Source organism: Halospina denitrificans, assembly GCF_004364635.1.
GTDB lineage: Bacteria > Pseudomonadota > Gammaproteobacteria > Pseudomonadales > Oleiphilaceae > Halospina > Halospina denitrificans.
The window spans coordinates 294127-311951 of the sequence record NZ_SOAX01000001.1; the positions used below are offsets into that span (position 1 = coordinate 294127).

Annotated in this window: 19 protein-coding genes; 6 read left to right on the forward strand and 13 right to left on the reverse strand. The window is 59.8% G+C overall.

All coding sequences use genetic code 11. From position 1 onward, the window contains the following. Nucleotides 1-63: 63 nt before the first annotated feature. Together DES49_RS01425 and DES49_RS01430 are read right to left on the reverse strand one after the other, a co-directional pair. The gene (locus tag DES49_RS01425; protein ID WP_133734597.1) at nucleotides 64-1731 is read right to left on the reverse strand and encodes a BCCT family transporter; all 1668 of its coding nucleotides are present in this window, start codon (nucleotides 1729-1731) and stop codon (nucleotides 64-66) included. Nucleotides 1732-1788: 57 nt separating this feature from the next. Next, entirely contained in the window at nucleotides 1789-2205 is a 417-nt protein-coding gene (locus DES49_RS01430; RefSeq protein ID WP_133734598.1) for a universal stress protein, read from the reverse strand. A gap of 230 nt (nucleotides 2206-2435) precedes the next feature. Between DES49_RS01430 and DES49_RS01435 the strand changes: the two genes are divergently transcribed. Beyond that, entirely contained in the window at nucleotides 2436-3893 is a 1458-nt protein-coding gene (locus tag DES49_RS01435) for an NAD-dependent succinate-semialdehyde dehydrogenase (RefSeq protein ID WP_133734599.1), read from the forward strand. 157 nt (nucleotides 3894-4050) lie between these two features. Here the strand turns inward: DES49_RS01435 and DES49_RS01440 are convergent, their stop codons facing one another. Further along, the gene (locus DES49_RS01440; protein ID WP_243864804.1) at nucleotides 4051-5406 is read right to left on the reverse strand and encodes an MATE family efflux transporter; all 1356 of its coding nucleotides are present in this window, start codon (nucleotides 5404-5406) and stop codon (nucleotides 4051-4053) included. 301 nt (nucleotides 5407-5707) lie between these two features. After that, nucleotides 5708-5878: a hypothetical protein gene (locus tag DES49_RS15440; RefSeq protein ID WP_166645952.1), complete on the reverse strand. Its 171-nt coding sequence runs from the start codon at nucleotides 5876-5878 to the stop codon at nucleotides 5708-5710. A 325-nt stretch (nucleotides 5879-6203) separates the two neighbouring features. On the opposite strand from DES49_RS15440, the gene DES49_RS01445 reads away from it, so the two are divergent. Then, on the forward strand, nucleotides 6204-7352 hold the full coding sequence (locus tag DES49_RS01445) for a porin (RefSeq protein WP_166645953.1): 1149 nt from the start codon (nucleotides 6204-6206) through the stop codon (nucleotides 7350-7352). 143 nt (nucleotides 7353-7495) lie between these two features. Further along, nucleotides 7496-8041 (forward strand): lactoylglutathione lyase, encoded by a 546-nt coding sequence (gloA, locus tag DES49_RS01450; protein WP_133734601.1) that lies wholly within the window; start codon nucleotides 7496-7498, stop codon nucleotides 8039-8041. A 30-nt stretch (nucleotides 8042-8071) separates the two neighbouring features. On the opposite strand, the gene DES49_RS01455 is transcribed toward gloA, so the two are convergent. Further along, the gene (locus DES49_RS01455; RefSeq protein ID WP_133734602.1) at nucleotides 8072-8299 is read right to left on the reverse strand and encodes a hypothetical protein; all 228 of its coding nucleotides are present in this window, start codon (nucleotides 8297-8299) and stop codon (nucleotides 8072-8074) included. A gap of 186 nt (nucleotides 8300-8485) precedes the next feature. Between DES49_RS01455 and mqo the strand changes: the two genes are divergently transcribed. The 3 genes from mqo (at nucleotide 8486) to DES49_RS01470 (ending at nucleotide 11220) form a co-directional block, all read left to right on the forward strand. Further along, a complete protein-coding gene (mqo, locus tag DES49_RS01460; protein ID WP_133734603.1) occupies nucleotides 8486-9967 on the forward strand; it encodes a malate dehydrogenase (quinone) in 1482 nt (493 codons plus the stop codon). Between the two features lie 87 nt (nucleotides 9968-10054). Next, nucleotides 10055-10957 (forward strand): esterase/lipase family protein, encoded by a 903-nt coding sequence (locus tag DES49_RS01465; RefSeq protein ID WP_133734604.1) that lies wholly within the window; start codon nucleotides 10055-10057, stop codon nucleotides 10955-10957. Further along, nucleotides 10954-11220 carry a hypothetical protein gene (locus tag DES49_RS01470; RefSeq protein ID WP_133734605.1) on the forward strand — a complete coding sequence of 89 codons (267 nt, stop codon included), beginning with the start codon at nucleotides 10954-10956 and terminating at the stop codon, nucleotides 11218-11220. The genes DES49_RS01465 and DES49_RS01470 overlap by 4 nt, the downstream gene beginning before the upstream one ends. Nucleotides 11221-11223: 3 nt before the next feature. On the opposite strand, the gene DES49_RS01475 is transcribed toward DES49_RS01470, so the two are convergent. The 8 genes from DES49_RS01475 to DES49_RS01510 form a co-directional block, all read right to left on the reverse strand. Then, entirely contained in the window at nucleotides 11224-12105 is an 882-nt protein-coding gene (locus DES49_RS01475; protein ID WP_243864805.1) for a universal stress protein, read from the reverse strand. 1 nt (nucleotide 12106) lies between these two features. After that, on the reverse strand, nucleotides 12107-13594 hold the full coding sequence (locus DES49_RS01480; RefSeq protein WP_133734606.1) for a SulP family inorganic anion transporter: 1488 nt from the start codon (nucleotides 13592-13594) through the stop codon (nucleotides 12107-12109). Nucleotides 13595-13848: 254 nt separating this feature from the next. After that, nucleotides 13849-14304, reverse strand: coding sequence for a DUF4124 domain-containing protein (locus tag DES49_RS01485; RefSeq protein ID WP_133734607.1), 456 nt, complete (start codon nucleotides 14302-14304; stop codon nucleotides 13849-13851). A 43-nt stretch (nucleotides 14305-14347) separates the two neighbouring features. Next, complete coding sequence (locus DES49_RS01490) at nucleotides 14348-14713, reverse strand: hypothetical protein (protein ID WP_133734608.1); 366 nt, start codon at nucleotides 14711-14713, stop codon at nucleotides 14348-14350. Nucleotides 14714-14724: 11 nt separating this feature from the next. Continuing rightward, nucleotides 14725-15192 carry a hypothetical protein gene (locus tag DES49_RS01495; RefSeq protein ID WP_133734609.1) on the reverse strand — a complete coding sequence of 156 codons (468 nt, stop codon included), beginning with the start codon at nucleotides 15190-15192 and terminating at the stop codon, nucleotides 14725-14727. 91 nt (nucleotides 15193-15283) lie between these two features. Then, a complete protein-coding gene (locus DES49_RS01500; protein ID WP_133734610.1) occupies nucleotides 15284-15901 on the reverse strand; it encodes an SCO family protein in 618 nt (205 codons plus the stop codon). Then, a complete protein-coding gene (locus DES49_RS01505; protein ID WP_133734611.1) occupies nucleotides 15898-16743 on the reverse strand; it encodes a cytochrome c oxidase assembly protein in 846 nt (281 codons plus the stop codon). Before DES49_RS01505 ends, DES49_RS01500 begins: the two co-directional genes overlap by 4 nt. 77 nt (nucleotides 16744-16820) lie before the next feature. Then, nucleotides 16821-17822: a lipid A deacylase LpxR family protein gene (locus DES49_RS01510; protein ID WP_133734612.1), complete on the reverse strand. Its 1002-nt coding sequence runs from the start codon at nucleotides 17820-17822 to the stop codon at nucleotides 16821-16823. Nucleotides 17823-17825 lie beyond the last annotated feature (3 nt).

Sequence of the window (17825 nt, forward strand, 5' to 3'; positions counted from 1 at the left end):
CAAACAGGCATAAAAAAGGGCGGCCCGAAGGCCGCCCTTTCTGTTTCCGGATGGTTATCCGTTTTACTGCGTCTTTGGCTCGCTCATCAGACCTTTCACGATCGAATAGCACCCGGCCAGAAGTATCACAGTGAATGGCAATCCAAAGGATACGGCCATGGCCTGAAGCGCCTCCAGACCGCCGCCGAGGAGCAGGGCAATCGCGATGGCACCCTCAATAATCGCCCAGAACACACGCTGGGACCTTGGCGCGTCCACCTTGCCGCCGGCCGTAATGGTATCGATTACCAGTGAGCCTGAGTCCGACGAGGTGATGAAGAATACGAGCACCAGTGTGATCCCGATAAAGGAGGTAATGGCCGCCAGCGGCAACTGCTCCAGCATCATGAAGAGCTGCAGTTCGAGCGCGGAATCCTTGATGCTCTCAACACCCTGCCCCAGGTAGAGCTCCAGCGCGGTACCGCCCATCGCGGTCATCCAGAGAACGGACACGGCCGAGGGGATAAGAAGAACCGCGACCAGGAATTCGCGTACGGTACGTCCGCGGCTTACCCGTGCGATGAACATGCCAACGAATGGGGACCAGGCAATCCACCAGGCGTAGTAAAAGGCGGTCCAGCCCTGGCTGTAGTTCGCGTCTTCACGGCCGAAGGGGTTGGACAGTGCCGGCAGATTCTGGAAGTAGGCAAGGAGATTCTTGAAAAAGTCCGTTGCGATCAACAGGGTCGGACCTACTATGATCACAAACAGCAGTAACAGGGCCGCAAGAACCAGGTTGATCTCGGAGAGACGCCTTACCCCCTTGTCGACACCCAACAGAATGGAGCCAAGGGCCACGGCAGTGATCCCCATAACCAGGAATACCTTGGTTGGATCCCCGTTGGGAATGCCAAAGAGGTGTGACAGACCTGCCGCTGCCTGGGATGCGCCGAGACCCAGTGACGTCGCCAGTCCAAAGAGCGTCGCGAAAACCGCCAGGATATCCACGATGTGCCCTGGCCAACCCCAGATCCGTTCTCCGAGGATTGGATAGAAGATCGAGCGCACCGTCAGTGGCAGCCCCTTGTTGAACGAGAACAATGCCAGTGCTAGCGCCACTATGCCGTACATTGCCCAGGGATGGAGGCCGTAGTGAAGGATGCTGGCCGACATCGCCAGGCGCTGTGCCGCTTCCTCATTACCTTCGGCCCCGCCGAGGGGTGCCCAGTCGGTCCTGACACCGTCTTCGACGGTTGTGCCGGCTATCGAGGTCCCGTAGTGGGTAACCGGTTCGGAGACGCCGTAGAACATCAGGCCGATACCCATGCCTGCAGCAAACAGCATCGAGAACCACCCAAGGTAGGAGAAATCGGGCGTGGCCTTGGCACCACCGAGTCTTACCTTAGCAAGAGGCGTGAAAATCAGGACAATGCACAGGATCAGGAAGATGTTGGTTCCAAGCAGGAAAACCCAGCTCAGGTTCGTCGTCAGGTAATCGAAGATACCCTGGAATACGGGCGCTACCTGGTTCTGCAGCGCCAGCGTAATCACCACGAAGAAAAGTATGGCAATGGATGATATCGCAAAGACCTTGCCATGCAGGTCGATCTCGATACCGCCAATACGCCCGGAATAGTTGTCCTGACCGATCTGGTAATCCGTATCGATCAGGTTGGCAGGGCCCTCGGGGGCCGGGACGCCATCGACGCCCTCGCTGCTGTCATTCGACTTGTTTGGATCTTGCGTCGCCATAGAGAACGCTCCGTTTTACGTTTTTTGGGACGTTAATAAGGTCTCAGAAGCTCGGGTTCAGGGGCGCACCAGGAAGATCGATGCGTTGGTCTCCTTGGCAACGTGGCTGCCGTTGGAGGGCATGATGATGTCATGCTTGCCGTGGTGATGGGTCCCCATGACCACCAGGTCCGCACCTACGTCATCAATGGCATGGATGAGTTTATCATCCAGCTCCACTGCCGGGTCTGCTGAAACCAGGACCTTGGCCGATACGGGGCGACCGTGGGTTTTGGCCTGCTCGTTGGCAAAGGCCTCGAGTTTCTGCTCGTAGTCCTCGGGTGACTTGGCAACACTGCTCGGCGCGGATTGGGTAACGCTGATATAACAGACTTCGGTTTCGTAATGCCGACCCAGATCCGAAGCCACCTGCAGCGCTCGTTCCAGTGAATCCAGATGGGCAAGGTCGACGGGGACCAGAATTTTCCGATACATCTTCTTGCTCCTTCCATGTTTAATGACATGAATTTCACGTACCGGGCGCGAGACTACTAGCTCACTGAAGCAATGGCTACCCGCGTACGGTCTACGGATTATTACTATAGACAATGTTGTAGAATAAAGCTCACAAATTCCCGGGGTGTCAGGAAGTCGGCCCATTGTTATAGTCGCAGTAACACTACGGCACCAGAAGCGGTGCCGATCACAGTCGGAATGGGGAGAGCATGATGGAATCGCCTTTGCTGGAACGCACCGAAGGATATATTGGCGGCAACTGGGTGGGAGCGAATGCGTCTGAAACCTTCCCGGTGGTGAACCCCGCCACGGGCGAGGAACTCGCTAGAGTCCAAACCATGGGTGCGACGGAAACCCGGGAAGCGGTTGCCGCCGCCAGCAAGGCGCTGCGCCTCTCGGAGCCGGCAACCCTGGCCGAACGCCGTGGCTGGCTGGAAGGCGTGCGCGATGCGCTCAAGGCGGAAAAGGATGAAATCGGGCGTATCCTGTGCCTGGAGCACGGCAAGCCCCTGAAGGAGGCCGTAGGGGAAGTGGATTATGCCGCCGGCTTTTTCGACTACTGCGCCCGCTATATCGACCACCTGGATTCCCATACCATTCCCGAGACGCCCAAGGACTGTGCCTGGACGGTGCATTATCGGCCCATTGGCGTTGCCGGGCTGATTACGCCCTGGAACTTCCCCATCGGCATGATCGCCAAGAAGCTGTCCGCCGCGCTGGCCGGTGGCTGCCCCAGCGTAATCAAACCGGCCGAGGACACGCCACTGACCATGATCGCCGCGTTCAGGGCCATCCATGACCGCAATGTACTGCCCGCCGGGATGATCAACCTGGTCATGGGGCCGCCCAAGCCCATCGGGGATGTGCTCTGTGAGCATCCCGAGGTGACCATGCTGAGCTTTACGGGCTCCACGCCGGTTGGCCAGCACCTGGTTCGCGAGACCGCGGGGCGCGTGAAGAAGCTTTCCCTGGAGCTGGGCGGTAACGCGCCCTTTATCATCTTTGATGACGCGGATGTGGACGACGCCATCACCCAGCTTATCGGTAACAAGTTCCGGGGTGGTGGCCAGACCTGCGTCTGTGCCAACCGGGTCTATGTGCAGTCCGGCATTTTCGAGACCTTTGCGGATAAGCTCGCCGAGCGGGTCGAGGCCCTGAAGGTGGGTGATGGCATGGAGGAAGGCACGGATATTGGCCCACTGATTAACCAGGCTGGTTTCGATAAGGTGCGCCGGCATGTTCAGGACGCGCTGGCGAAAGGGGGCACCCTGAAGGCGGGCGCCCATCCGGATACGCTGCCCGAGTCCGGGAGTCTGTTCTACCCTCCGACCCTGGTAACCGGGGTGCAGTCGGAGGCGGCGTGCTGCCAGGAGGAGACCTTCGGGCCCTTTATTCCGATGGTGAGTTTTGATTCCGAGGATGAGGTTCTGGCGGCGGCCAACAATACGGATTACGGGTTGGCGTCCTATCTGTTTACGCAGGATGAGACGAGGGCGCAGCGGATGATTCCGGCGATGCGGTTTGGGCATGTGGGCTGGAATACGGGGACTGGGCCTACGCCGGAGGCGCCTTTTGGGGGGATGAAGTTGTCTGGTATTGGGCGTGAAGGGGGGCTCGAGGGGCTCTTTGAGTTTGTGGAGCCTCAGACAGTGCCTCGTAGTTACTGATTGAAAGATTTTTGCTGCTGACTTTGGTGGTGTCGGGGGTCGGGGAGGCCTGGCCGGGAATCGCTATAAATACGTCCATGTACGCTGCGCTTCGGCCATCCATGGCCTCAGAGCTTCCCGGCCAGGCCTCCCCGACCCCCTCTGTTCCTGCCCTTTCCTATGCTTTCCCTGTCTGCTCTTCCGTCTTGCCAAGCTGCTGATGCAAGTGCTTTAAACCCTGTTTGTAGAGAATCCATGCGGTCACGCCAGCGGCGAGGTTGCCGGCGAGTGCGCCTGTGAATAATCCCGTGAGGCCGCCGATCTGGCTGCCGAGCCAGAGTAATGGCAGGAAACAGAGGAAGAGGCGGAGGATGGAGATGGTCAGGGCGCGCATGGGGAGGCCCATGGCGTTGCAGCTGGAGACCATCATCATGCAGACGCCTAGGCCGCCGTAGCTCAAGGGGACCCGGAGCAGGTAGTCGTGGAGGTGGTTCTGGACCGCCGGGTCGCTGGCGAGTAGCGGGGAGAGGATGCCCGAGAGAAGGAGCCAGAGGATGGCGATGCCGAGTTGGAGGCCGATGACGAAGCGCACGGCGAGCCAGACCAGGACTTCGACGCGGTCGGGGCGGTTGGCGCCGACGTAGCGGCCGATCATGGGGGGCATCGACATGGTCAGGGCGAGGACGGTGACCAGGGAGAAGAATTCCAGTCGTGTGCCAAGGCCCCAGGCGCCGACGGCGGCTTCGCCGTAGGTGGCGACGAGGCCGGTTGCGAGGATGGCGGCGATGGGGGGCATGAGCTGGCTGAGCATGGCGGGGCCGGCCATGGAGCCGAGCTGGGCGAGCGCCGGTTTGATGGGCAGGTCATCCAGGATGAAGGTCAGCCATTCGCGGCGCAGGATCTTGGTGTAGACGATCAGGGTACCGGTGCTGAATGCGACGATGGTGGCCCAGGCGGCGCCGGCGATGCCCCAGTCGAAGACAAAGATGAACAGGGGGTCGAGTCCGACGTTGATCAGGCTGGTGATGACCATCATGGCGCCGGGTAGTTTGGTGTCGCCGTGGGAGCGGCAGATGCTGTAGCCGAAGTAGAGTACGGCGCCGAGCCAGGCGGCGACCACCCAGGGTGCCCAGTAGGCGTCGATGGTGGGCATGAGCTTATCGCTGCCACCGAGTGATTGGATGATTAACCCGCGACCCAGCCAGATGGCGAGGGCGAGGACGGCGATCAGGCTCGCGCCGGAGATGACGACCAGTCCGGCAAGGCGTCGGGCTCTGGCCGGGTCGTCTGCGCCGAGTACGCGGGAGATGATGGCGGTGGTGGCGATGCCGATGCCGACCTGGACGCCGATGATGAGCATCTGCAGGGGAACGGTGAAGCCCAGGGCGGCCAGGGGCTGGACGCCGAGCTGGCCGATGAAGGCGCTGTCGACGAGCTGGTAGCTCATCAGGGCGAGGACGCCGAAGAGCATGGGCCAGGTCAGGTGGAAGAGTTCGCGGCCTGGTCTGGGGTTGTCCACGGAGGTGGTGATCATTCGGGGCTCTTGTTTGCGCTATTCTGAGCGGGTGATGCTAAATCAGACTTTGGGAGAATCCCACTCTTGTAGGCTGATTATTCGGTGCGAAGGCGCCTGCGGGATCACTTTCCGGGAACCGCTATGAATACATCCATGTACGCTGCCCTCCGCCATCCATGGCTCCGGAGCTTCCCGGAAAGTGATCCCGCAGGCACCTTATCAGGGCTAGTGGTATGCGATCAGGAATTAATAAAGAGGGGCAAAAACAGATAGGAGGGAAGACCGGTTGGCCTTCCCTATTCTCGGCTGCTTGTCCAGATTACTTCTGGCGCAGCGCCGCCTTCAGGCTGCGCGTTTGAGCGGGCCGTGTGAGGGCTTCCAGCGTCATCTTGGGGTTCTGGGGACGCTGGCTTCCTTCAGCCCAACGAGTCGCTTCAACCGGCGCAGTACCTTGGCGGCGAACGGATTGCTTAACTAATTTGGTGCGCATGATTCGCCTCCTATGGCTTCCGGTTGATGGGTTGGGGTGTTTCCGGCTCACAGTCTTTGAAGTGATCGCTGTGTCAGCGAGTCGGGCCTTATTTCTGCCGTGCCCGGCAGCTATGTAAATAATACGGGGAATCGGGTGGTTCTGATATACGGAGGAATACTTAGGTTGCGTAGCGAATGTTTGCGATCGAATTAACTCAATTGTTAATGTTGCTTAACCTTAATTGCTGAACTACCCTCTTAACATCCTCGGCCAAGTGGGGGCGGGGCGTACAAAAAACCAAAAAATCGTGCGAAGAAATCAAAACGAAGAAAGGATGATTACCATGACAATGAAGAAAAATGTACTGGCGCTGGCAGTAAGCGGTGGTCTGATTGCCGCCCCCATGGCGGCTATGGCTGAGCCGGAAGTTTATGGCCTGATTGATATTGGTGTTGAAAGCTTTAACGATTCCGATGGTGTCGCAGCCAATGAGATTTTTGGCGGGTTTAACTCTGTTGATGGCACCAACTCGACTGACGGTTTTGGTGCGGGTCGGAGTGATGCCAAAGACTTTGAGCTGAGCAACGGACTTCAGTCGCGGATTGGCGTACGGGGCAGTGAGGAATTGCCTGTTGCTGGTCTGACAGCTTCTTACAATATGGAATTCACTGTCGATGTGCTCGATGAAGATGGCGGTGGTATCGGCAATGCTGTTGGCACCCGGCTTGGTTGGGCTGCACTCGGCGGCGACTGGGGTAAAGTGAAAGTTGGTTCCCAGTGGCAGGCGCTTTTTGAGTATGGTGGTTGGAATACCCATCGTACTGACGTGCATGGTTATGGTGCCTATTATTACACCAGCAGTGTTCTGAATAACTCGCTCGCGTACGGTTTCCGTCAGAGCAGTGCAATCAGCTATGAATACGGCAGTGCATGGGGCCATTCTGATCCCTTCTCAGCGCAAGTCACTTTGGGTGTCGGCGAGGGGGCTGAAGGTACGCCTGGTGTAGTCAATCAGGAAGGTATTTCTTCTGTTCAGGCTGCTGGCCAGTACAGCATTGATCAGCGCATCAGTGTCAACGCGGTTTTCGTCCAGGAGTTCAACGACTACCAGGGTGTTGCCGCAAATAATGCTCTTAATCAGGAGCCTACGCTCATGAACGTAGGTGGTCGCTGGAATGTTACGGATGCCCTTGAGCTTGCCGTGAACTATACGACCGTCGACATTGATGACGCTGGTGACAACAGCCGTGACAGCATGGCCGTTGCATCCTTCATGGACTTCGGCAATGGCCTGAGCGGTCACCTTGGTTTCGCCAACGGTTCAGACGATCGTGATACTTCCTATGACATTGACCTGAACACTTATGGCTACATCAAGCAGGCACTGTCTGATCGGACGGATGTTCGGCTTGAGCTGGAAAACATCCAGTACGACAACGCTCAGGACTCAAGCTCAACAGTCGCCCTGGTCGCACTGCAGCACAACTTCTAAAACCGAAGTCTGACTGTAGTAGCGAAAACGGCACCCTTCGGGGTGCCGTTTTTGTTGGTATCCGCTTTTTATCCTCCCTAGTCTTTGCAGCACCATGATCCCGGCTCTGGGATCTGTATCTGGTCAATCAAGGAGAATCCCTTATGCCGCAGCATTTCGATGAAGCGCCCGGCCTCTGTCATGAGCCCGATGCCGAAACCCATCATTACAAGCTCAACCACACCATGGTCCGCATCAAGGATCCGGAGCGCAGCCTGGATTTCTATACCCGCGCGCTGGGAATGCGCCTGATCCGGCGGCTGGACTTCGAGGAAATGCAGTTCAGTCTCTACTTCCTGGGCTATCTCAGTGACCGGGAAGCGGCGGCGGTGCCCTCGGAGGATGCCAAACGGACTACCTTCAATTTCGGACGTGAAGCGCTATTGGAGCTTACCCACAATTGGGGTGACGAGCAGAAGGCGGAGCTGCAGTTCCACAGCGGCAACGAGGAGCCCAAGGGTTATGGGCATATCGGAATCACTGTGCCGGACGTCCACTCAGCGGCGCAGCGTCTTGAGAGCCTGGGTGTGGATTTCATCAAGCGGCCCGATGACGGCAACATGAAGGGGTTGGCCTTTGTGCGGGATCCGGATGGGTACTGGGTGGAGATTCTTCAGGCTGATACGCTGGAGAAGCAGGGCAAGGCCTGACAGCCGGGCTTTCTCCATTATTGCCGGGGCTTACCCTGTCCGGTGCAGGGGCACTTCCGGCAGACCCGGCAGTGGGAACAGGAGCCGGTTGAGGGCTTTCACCGCATCCAGGTAGTCGGCGAACTCATCGAGTTGGCCGCCGGACTCATGGGCGAGAGCAAAGGTTTCCATGGTCACATCGCCGTCGTTGTTGGTTTCAGTGATACGCACGATGCTGTACCCCTGAACCCGCTCTTTGGTTTCTTCGCTGACCGGCATGTCGACCTCTTTCTGAATGCTCGGTTAATACAGTACGACTATTCTCGCGCGTGGGTTTACCTTGTCATACGGTAACTTCGTAACCACATTGTGTCTGTCTGTCACTGCGAAACCACGACGCAATCACGTTTTGAGTCTGTTAGAATTCGGCCCCGTGTCTGCCCAACGGTTGAGGAATGCGGTTCTATGACGACCACGACGGATGTAGTTCTGGTAGGCGGGGGCGTAATGAGCGCCACGCTCGGGGTTATCCTGCGCGAGCTTGATCCTTCCCTTCATATCACCCTGGTCGAGCGGCTCGACCATGTTGCCCATGAGAGCACTGACGGATGGAACAACGCCGGTACCGGCCATGCTGGCTACTGTGAGCTGAACTATACCCCGGAGGACGAGCACGGCAACGTCAGTATTGAGCGCGCTCAGCAGATCAATGAGGCCTTCGAGGTCTCGCTCCAGCTCTGGTCCTACCTGGTCAGGAAGGGCGAACTGAGCCCGCGTGACTTCATCCATCCCACGCCCCATCAGAGCTTTGTCTGGGGCGAGGAGGGCGTTTCCTTCCTGAAGAAGCGCCATCAGATGATGAGCGCCCACCACCTGTTCCGGGACATGGAATTCACCGAGGACCCCCGCGTCCTGGAAGACTGGATGCCGCTCATTACCGATGGGCGCGATCCCATGGAGAAAGTGGCCGCCACGCGGGTTCGCTACGGGGCGGACGTGGATTTCGGGTCCCTGACCCGGGCCCTGGTCGCCTACCTTGAGAGCAAACCCAATTTCGAACTGCTGCTCAACCATCCGGTAACGTCGTTCAACCAGAACGAAAACGGGCGCTGGCGCGTCTCAACCCGTAACGGGAAAACCGGTGAGAGCCGCAAGCTACGCGCGGACTTTGTGTTCATTGGCGCCGGTGGCGGCGCCCTTCCGCTGTTGCAGAAAACCGGTATCCCCGAAAGCAAGGGGTTCGGCGGCTTTCCGGTCAGCGGCCAGTGGCTGGTGTGCCGCAAGCCGGAGGTGGTCGAACGGCACAACTCCAAGGTCTACGGCAAGGCCCCGGTTGGTGCTCCGCCCATGTCGGTGCCGCATCTCGATACCCGCATCATCAACGGCGAGCCGGCGCTGCTGTTTGGCCCCTTTGCCGGGTTCACGACCAAGTTCCAGAAAGCGGGCTCGTTTCTCGACCTGTTTTCCTCCGTGCGCAGTGGCAATTTCAGTTCCATGTTCGGGGCCGGCATGAGCAACATGGACCTGACGCGCTACCTGATCGGCGAGGTGTTCCAGTCCCCGGAAGAGCGAATTGATTCCCTGCGCAACTACTATCCCCGGGCGAAGTACCACGACTGGACGCTCCAGCATGCGGGCAAGCGGGTCCAGGTCATCAAGAAGGATGCCCAGGGCCGTGGGGTCCTGCAGTTTGGCACCGAGGTGGTGGCGGCCAGCGATGGCTCCCTCGCGGCGCTGCTCGGGGCTTCTCCCGGCGCCTCAACGGCGGCCAACGCCATGATCGATGTGCTGCAGCGCTGCTTCCCGGAGAAGATGAGCGACTCCGGCGACTGGACCCGTCGCCTCAAGGAGATCATCCCGTCCCACGGACGATCGCTGATCGACGACGAGGCGCTGCTGCGCGAAATCCGTACCTATACCCTGGATACCCTGAAGCTCGACGAATGACCCTTTTGCCGATGGGTGTGACCACTTGGGTCAGTACCCGGCCGTGAAACTGCTGTACACTGGTTGATCATAAACAAGGAGTGCAGCATGTCGGAACCGGCGACCAAACCCCATTGGCAGGATTATGCCTCGGCCATTGCCAGCGGCATTCTGGGCGACTGGCTGGAAGCGCGCGACAATCCGCTCGCCGTCCCCATGCACTTCCGCCACCGGGGGGAGGCCCTGGATCCAGCGGCGCCGCAGGCGGCCAAGCCCAACCTGATTGTACTCATCCATGGCCTGACCGAGCTTGAATCCGTCTGGCACTACCCGGACCAGCCGGGTGTTGATTATGCCACCGAGCTGGCGGCTGACCTGGATGCCACGCCCCTGAGCCTGCGTTACAACAGCGGTCTCCCCATTTACCGCAACGGCGAGGCTCTCGCCGAGGCGCTGGAAGCGCTGGTCGAGCAATGGCCCGAGGCCGTGGAGAACCTGATCCTGATCGGGCACAGCATGGGCGGGCTGCTGATCCGCAGCGCCTGCTTCCATGGCCGCCACCAGGGGCACCAGTGGACGCACCGGGTCTCGAGCTGCATCTATATTGGCTCCCCCCATGATGGTTCCTGGCTGGCCCGCGGCGCGCATGCCCTGGCGGACACCATGAACCGCATGCCCCGGGACTATCTCAAGGCGGTGGGCGAGTTCATTGACCTGCGCAGCGAAGGGATACGCAACCTCTCAAGAGGCGAGGTTGTTGCGCCGGATGTGGAGGAGCCGCCGCTGTTGCCGGGTGCTGCCCACTATGTGATCTCCGGGCTCCTGTCGGAGCGCGAGGACCATCCCGTGAATACGCTCTTCGGTGATGCCCTGGTCCATGAATCCAGTGCCCGGGGCCAGGAACGCTCCGGCTGGGCCCTGGCCGGCGTTGCCAACTTTCCCGGTATCCATCATATTCAACTGACCCACGAGCCGCGTGTGGCGGCGCAATTAAAGGAATGGCTCACATGAGTGATGAACGGAATGAACAACAGCCGGACAACTGGTGGCTTGGTGTGGCAGATATAGTGACAGTTGGGCTTGAGCACAGCGTATTGACGATCGAGCGTGTGCATCTGTCCATTGCCGATGAGAGCTTTGACGTGCTGTCCCGGATCCCGGTGACCCAGCCCGTGAGCGAGCCGGTGCGGGTGCTTCACCATCGTATCTCGAGCCTCTGTTACCGCAGCGTTTCCGTGGCGGCCGGAACCCTGAACCGCCACCTCAGGAAATAGGGTTCAGCGCAGGATTACCAGTGGCGTTCGTGTGGTCTTGAGCATATTGGTGGTGGTGCTTCCCACCAGGAACTGGCGGATCCGCGAATGCCCGTAAGCGCCCATGACCAGCAGGTCAATGCTGTTCTCCTCCTGGTACGCATGCAGTGCCTTCTCAACGTCCCCGGCACGGATGGCCAGGTGCACCTCGCAGCCTGCCTCGGCCAGCATTGATTCCGCCGCCCTGAGCTGTTCCCACTTGTCCGCCGTATCTGGCCCCACCATCACCAGGTGCAGCGGGAAGTCCCTGAATACCGGGCTGCTGGCGAGCAACCGGACGCCGGCAAAGGCGGTGGGACTGGCATCAAAGGCCAGCATGGCGCTCTGGGGTTCTTTGAATTCGTCGGGCACCAGTACAACCGGCCGGTGGAGGCTGCGGATCACGGTTTCCAGCTGGCTGCCGATGTGAATGTCCCGCTCGGAGCTGCTTTCGCCGTGGATGCCCATGACCAGCAGGCGGATATCGCTCTCGATGTCGAGAAGGCACTGGGGCAGGTCGCCGTGGCGCTGGCGCTGGTGCACTTCCTCGATGCCCGCTTCCCGGGCCCGTTCCGCGGCGGCCTCAAGCATGTGCCGGCCCTGTTCCATGGCGATTCTGGAGCGCTTCTCGTCAAGCTCCGCCAGCTCCTCCATCAGGTATTCGCGTGTACCCAGGCCGATGTTGCCGGCCATGTCGGGCTCCACCGGGTAACGGCTGTCATCCAGTACATGGAAGAACATCAGCGGTGCCTCCATGCGCCTGCTTGCCCAGGCCGCGTAGTCACAGACGGCGGGTGCGGCGCGGGAGCCATCAATACAGCCGACAATATGGGTCATGGAAACCTCTCTGTTGTTGTTATCGCTCATCTCAGCGCCCCATCAGCTGGTCGACCGCCTCGGGCTTGTCGTGGACCGCAAAGCGGTCGACGATGGTGGCGCTGGCCTCGTTGAGGCCGATCAGCTCGACGTCCGCGCCGTCACGACGGAAGCGCAGCACGACCTTGTCCAGGGCGCTGACGGCCGTGATATCCCAGAAGTGGGCGCGACTCAGGTCGATGACCACCTTGCCCACGGCTTCCCGGAAGTCAAAGGCATCCACGAATTTTTCCGAGGAGCTGAAGAATACCTGGCCGATCACATTGTAGGTGCGGGTATCGCTGGCTTCATCCAGGCTCGAGCGCACCACCATGAACTGCCCCACCTTGTGGGCAAAGAACAGGGCTGCGAGCAGCACACCCGCCAGTACACCATAGGCGAGATTGTGGGTGGCGACTACCACGATAACGGTCACGACCATCACAATATTGCTGGACAGCGGGTGTTCCTTCAGGTTGCGAACAGACTCCCAGCTGAAGGTCCCGATGGAGACCATGATCATCACCGCCACCAGCGCGGCCATGGGAATCCGCACCAGCCAGTCGTCCACCACCAGCACCATTGTCAGCAGGAAAACGCCCGCCGCGAGCGAGGACAGCCGGGTACGGCCACCGGATTTAATATTGATGATGGACTGGCCGATCATGGCGCAGCCCGCCATGCCGCCAAGCAGGCCCGCGCCGATATTCGCGATGCCCTGGCCCCTCGCCTCCTGATGGCGGTCGCTGGTGGTATCGGTCAGGTCATCCACGATGGTGGCGGTCATCATGGATTCCAGCAGTCCAACCACCGTCAGCGCCACCGCGTAGGGCAGGATGATCATCAGGGTTTCCAGCGTCAGCGGGACATCGGGCCAGAGGAAGACCGGCAGGGTGTCTGGAAGTTCCCCCATATCGCCGACGGTGCGGATATCCAGGCCCATGGCCATGGCGGCGGCGGTCAGGGTTACGATGCAGACCAGCGGCGAGGGTATGGTCCGCCCGATTTTCGGGAGCAGTGGAAAGAGGTAGATGATGCCCAATCCGGCGGCGGTCATGGCGTAGACATGCCAGGTGACGTCGGTCAGCTCCGGAACCTGGGCCAGGAAGATCAGGATGGCCAGGGCATTCACGAAACCGGTAACGACGGAGCGTGAGACAAACCGCATCAGGTTGGCCAGGCGCAGCTGCCCCGCGATGATCTGGAGCACGCCGGTCAGCAGTGTGGCGGCAAGCAGGTACTCCAGGCCGTGCTCGCGCACCAGGCTGACCATGAGCAGTGCCATGGCACCGGTGGCCGCGGAGATCATGCCGGGGCGTCCGCCCACAAAGGCGATGACCACGGCGATGCAGAAGGAGGCGTAGAGGCCCACCCTGGGGTCCACGCCGGCGATGATGGAGAAGGCAATGGCCTCGGGGATCAGGGCCAGGGCAACAACAATACCCGCGAGCAGATCGCCGCGGACGTTCGATAACCAGGTCGTGCGAAGAGCGTTAAGCATGCAATGTTCCGATCATTTGACAACAGGAAGACAGCGCCTCAACAGGGAGTGAGGCCAACCACACGGCAGCGTTACCTGACGGATCATTCAGACAGCGGGCATTCCGGGAATCCGGGCGGCCAGCCGGGATCAGTGTGGCGGGAGATGCATCTGGGGCATTCCGAAGGTGGCGGAGTCTATCAGAAACCGACGCGGGATGTTACCTGTTGTAACGCTCTTCACTCCCTTGGGGAGTGAATGAAATACGCCACCGGTTATCCGCAGGCTTCCTCGTACTGCCGCTTTCGGCGTGCGCGCACGCGCTGGGCTTCTTCCTCGGAGACATAGGATCGGCTGCCGTCGTCATTGATGACGTAGAACCGGGACATACGCTCCATGTGCTTGATGCGGCCTCGCATTTCGCGGCAACGTGCCTCCTGTTGGGCCTGCTCCTGCTCCTGCTCCGCTCTTTCCCGGGCCTGCTGCTCGCGTTCCTGTTGGCGCTCATCAAGGTACTGCCTCTGTTTGGCCTTGCGTTGTTTCACCGCGTCGGAGTCGGTGTTGATGGCGCTGGTGTCCGGTGTCACCTCTTGGGTTTCCGCTTCTGAGTCGGGCGGGGGTTCGTCGGAGAAATGGACATTGCCCTGATCATCCTTCCATTGGTATATCTCGGCGGAAAGAGGTGACACGAAGACCGTGAGCACGGCCATTAAAAGGAGTCGTGAAGCCATAAGCGTCCCTGGTGATGGAGTCGGATCATATCCGGAGTCTAAATCACACCGGCCATAACAGCGAACCCGCTCCAAACCCGAGAACCACCATCAGCGTTGGCAGCCAGTCGGAGAACACATCCGCGTCGATAACCCAGAATCCCAGGATGCCTATCAGCAGGGTCAGTCCGCCGAAGAGGGCATAGTTCCAGGGTTCGGGGACAACTGGCTTCAGGCCGTCCACCGGGTGGAACCAATGGCCCATGAAGAGCGCGACTGTCCATGCAATGAATGGGGTCGCTCCGGTTGAGCGGATGGTCTGTACCAGTTCGTTGCCAGAATCCGGCCCCACAAGCAGCACATCCAGAAGCACGACGGTGATGGGCGCCATGGCAATGCCAATCTGAATCATCAGGCGCTGTTTGAGCATGTCCGATCCCCCTATGCCGGCCAGGTCAGGCTGCCGGCGATGAACCCGAGCGAGACCACAAGCCAGGGCCAGATGCGTTTTCCGCGTCGGCGCATGACATCCCCGAGTACCACCATGCCCCAGGTGGTGGCCATGAGCAGGACGGGTCCCCAGACCCCGAGCGGCGACTGCAGGTCATCAACGGGATGGAACCAGCGTCCCATGTAGGCCGCCAGGGCCCAGGGATAGAAGGTGGTGTCCAGGGTGCTTTTGCGCAGCAGGTAGCTGAAGGAATTGTTGTCGATGTTGTCGGCGAAGGAGGCAATGGAGGTGAGGATCAGCAGCGTGGCCACAAAAACCAGGGCAAGGATGCCCACCACCCAGGCGCCCGCCTCTGTCTGGACCCACCGCGGGGCGAACATTGCCAGCAGGATGGCAACAACCAGTGACAGGAACAGGGTGGCGTGAGTCGCAGCCAGGGTTTTACCGGTGGTGGTCATGTCGCCTCCCAGCGCGCTGTACAATATCTGTACATCCGTTAATGACAGACTAGCCGCTGCGCCAGTTGGGAGGCAAGTTACGATGATCCCCCTAGCCGGTTGTCTCCCGGACGAGGGTGGTCAGGTCCTCACTGATTTCGTCGCGGGAAAGCTGGGATCGCAGTAGCAGTCTCGCCCTGCCCTCATCATCGAAGACGTAGACCGCGCTGCTGTGGGAGACGTCATAATCGCCGTTCTCGTCCGGTTCGTTGTAACCGAAGGTGGTGCGATAGCGCTTCGCCAGCTTTCGCAGGGTCTTCTCATCGCCGGTCAGTCCCTTGATGTCGTCACCAAAGAAACCAACGTACTCCCCGAGCTTATCGGGAGTATCGCGTTTGGGATCCACGCTGACGAAAAGCATTGTGACCTCGTCCTGCAGGGAATCCGGCATCTGGTTGATGGCGCCCTTGAGCCTGGCCATGGTTGTCGGGCAGATATCCGGACAATTGGTGAAACCAAAGAACATGACCCGAATGCTCCCTTCCCCCTCTTCCGCCCTGTAGGTCTCACCGCTGGAATCCGTAAGCTCGAACGCGAGTTCCGGCATCAGGCCGCTGATGTCCTTTCCATTCCAGTCATGGCCGGATGAGCAGCCGGCGAGCAGAGCTGTCAGCAGGAGAGTGGTCAGGAGCCGGCGGGAGCGCGATGGTGTGGCGTTGCGGACTGTCATGCGTTCGTGCCCTGTACGTTCAGTTCGGATGAGGGTTTGACGGAACCCCCGTCGTGGAGCAAACGGCCCAGTATGATGAGCACCCCAATGCCGCTCATCATGGAGGGCGGAATCCATGTCAGGATGCCGCCGATGAGCTGGTCGGTCTCCGGCGCCATGGGCCAGGCCCGGCCGCAGACCTCGTACACGTCGTAGACCATGCCCCGGTTGAAGACGATCCAGGCGCCCAGGACCTGCTGGGGAACGATAACCAGGATCAGGAGCAGGATGCGCATGCCATAAGACAGGGCCCCCGAGCTGTAGGGGGAGCGCGGGTCGAAGATCAGCCACCAGAAGAGTAATCCATCCAGCAGCATGGACCAGTTCATGACCCAGTACAGCTGGCGGCTGAGCATGGCATCAAAATGCATGCTGGGCCAGAGCCAGAAATAGATCAGTCCCACGAACAGGAAGGCAGCAATGAAGGGCTGCTGAAGCACTCGATAGATCCAGCCCAGCGGTGCCAGGTAGGGCGACGCCGCTTGAGGAATTCGGTTCCCCCAATAGCGCAGTATCGGCAGTGGGTTCGAGAGTGCGATCAGCATCGGGCCCAGATGGTGAAGGACCAGATGCTGGCCGCGGTGCACAAAGAACATGTACTGCGAATAGTAGTCGAACCGCGTATGCATGACCGCGTAGCAGAGCAGCACTCCCAGCAGGAAGGTTCCAACACGCAGTACGCCGGGTCTCTCCGCAACCGGAAGCGCCCTGAGGCCACGGATATAGAGGACCAGTACCGCCAGGAAGGCCAGCAGCGTCAGCGGCGAAAAGTCATAGGGAAGCAGGTATTCGAACCAGGACATCGTGGCACCGGGGTGTCAGGAAAAAGCGCCTGCCAATAATAGCGGAAGGCGACATGACATAAAACCGCAATGGGCGCCTAGAGGCGCCAGGTCAGGGAGATGGTTCCGAAGGTAAGGGGGGCCTTGTTGGTTTTGTTCTGGGAACTGGTTGTCCGGAAGCTCAGGGTTGCCTGGAAACCCGGGGCGTGCCAGCCCGCGCCAATGCCGGCATGGCCGACCAGGGCTTTCTGGTTGTAGCGATAGTTCTCCGCCTTGTCATCGATGTAGGAATAGGGAATCCACTCCGCCATCACCCCGGCGAAAACCGACCAGCCACTTTCGGAAACATTAAGAGCGCCCGGCAACCCGATTGATGAGGAAATTCCGGCGTAGTCGGGTATGAAGTTGATGGGCAGGTGGCTTCCCATACGCCAGCTCAGACCGAGGCGGGCATCACTCAGGAAGTTGGTGGCACGCAGGCTGGTTACCCAGCCCATATCCTGTTCAAGGTGCTCCGGATCCCCGGAATTGTAGAATCGTCGCGCATGGGTCGCGCCCACGCCCGCAATGACATCCGTGCCGAGCTGGTTGTCCCAGCCGTTGGGATCGGTACTGCCGGTGATTCGGTGGACCTGTTTCTGGCTCTGTTCCGCGTAGGATTCCGGGCCAACCACGCCAAGCAGCATTCCATACCCGGTAATCCGGTCCTCGTTCCAGCTCCAGAGGCCGACCCGGCCGGACAGGTACCCCGTGTAGGGAATGTCATTGAACTGGGGAGCGCGGGCTTCGATGTTCTCGGGTGTGATCATCAGCTGGGTGAGACTTAACACCAGGGCATGCTGACGGCCCTCCCCGCCGATTCCGGGCAGGGGTAAGAGCTGATCGCGCGCCTTCTTCGCCAGGCAGAACCGGCAGTTGTGATCCTTTTCGGCAGCCGTGGTGAGGTAGGACGCACGTATCCCATTGGTATAGCCCTTGTCGGAACCGGTCAGAAGATCGTTATCCCAGGCGATACCAAGGGTTCCGGCCGCCGAGGGCGCACTGAACAGTGCACAGATCAGGCCGGGAAGGAATGGTATGCTTTTTCTGCGGGGTATCATGGA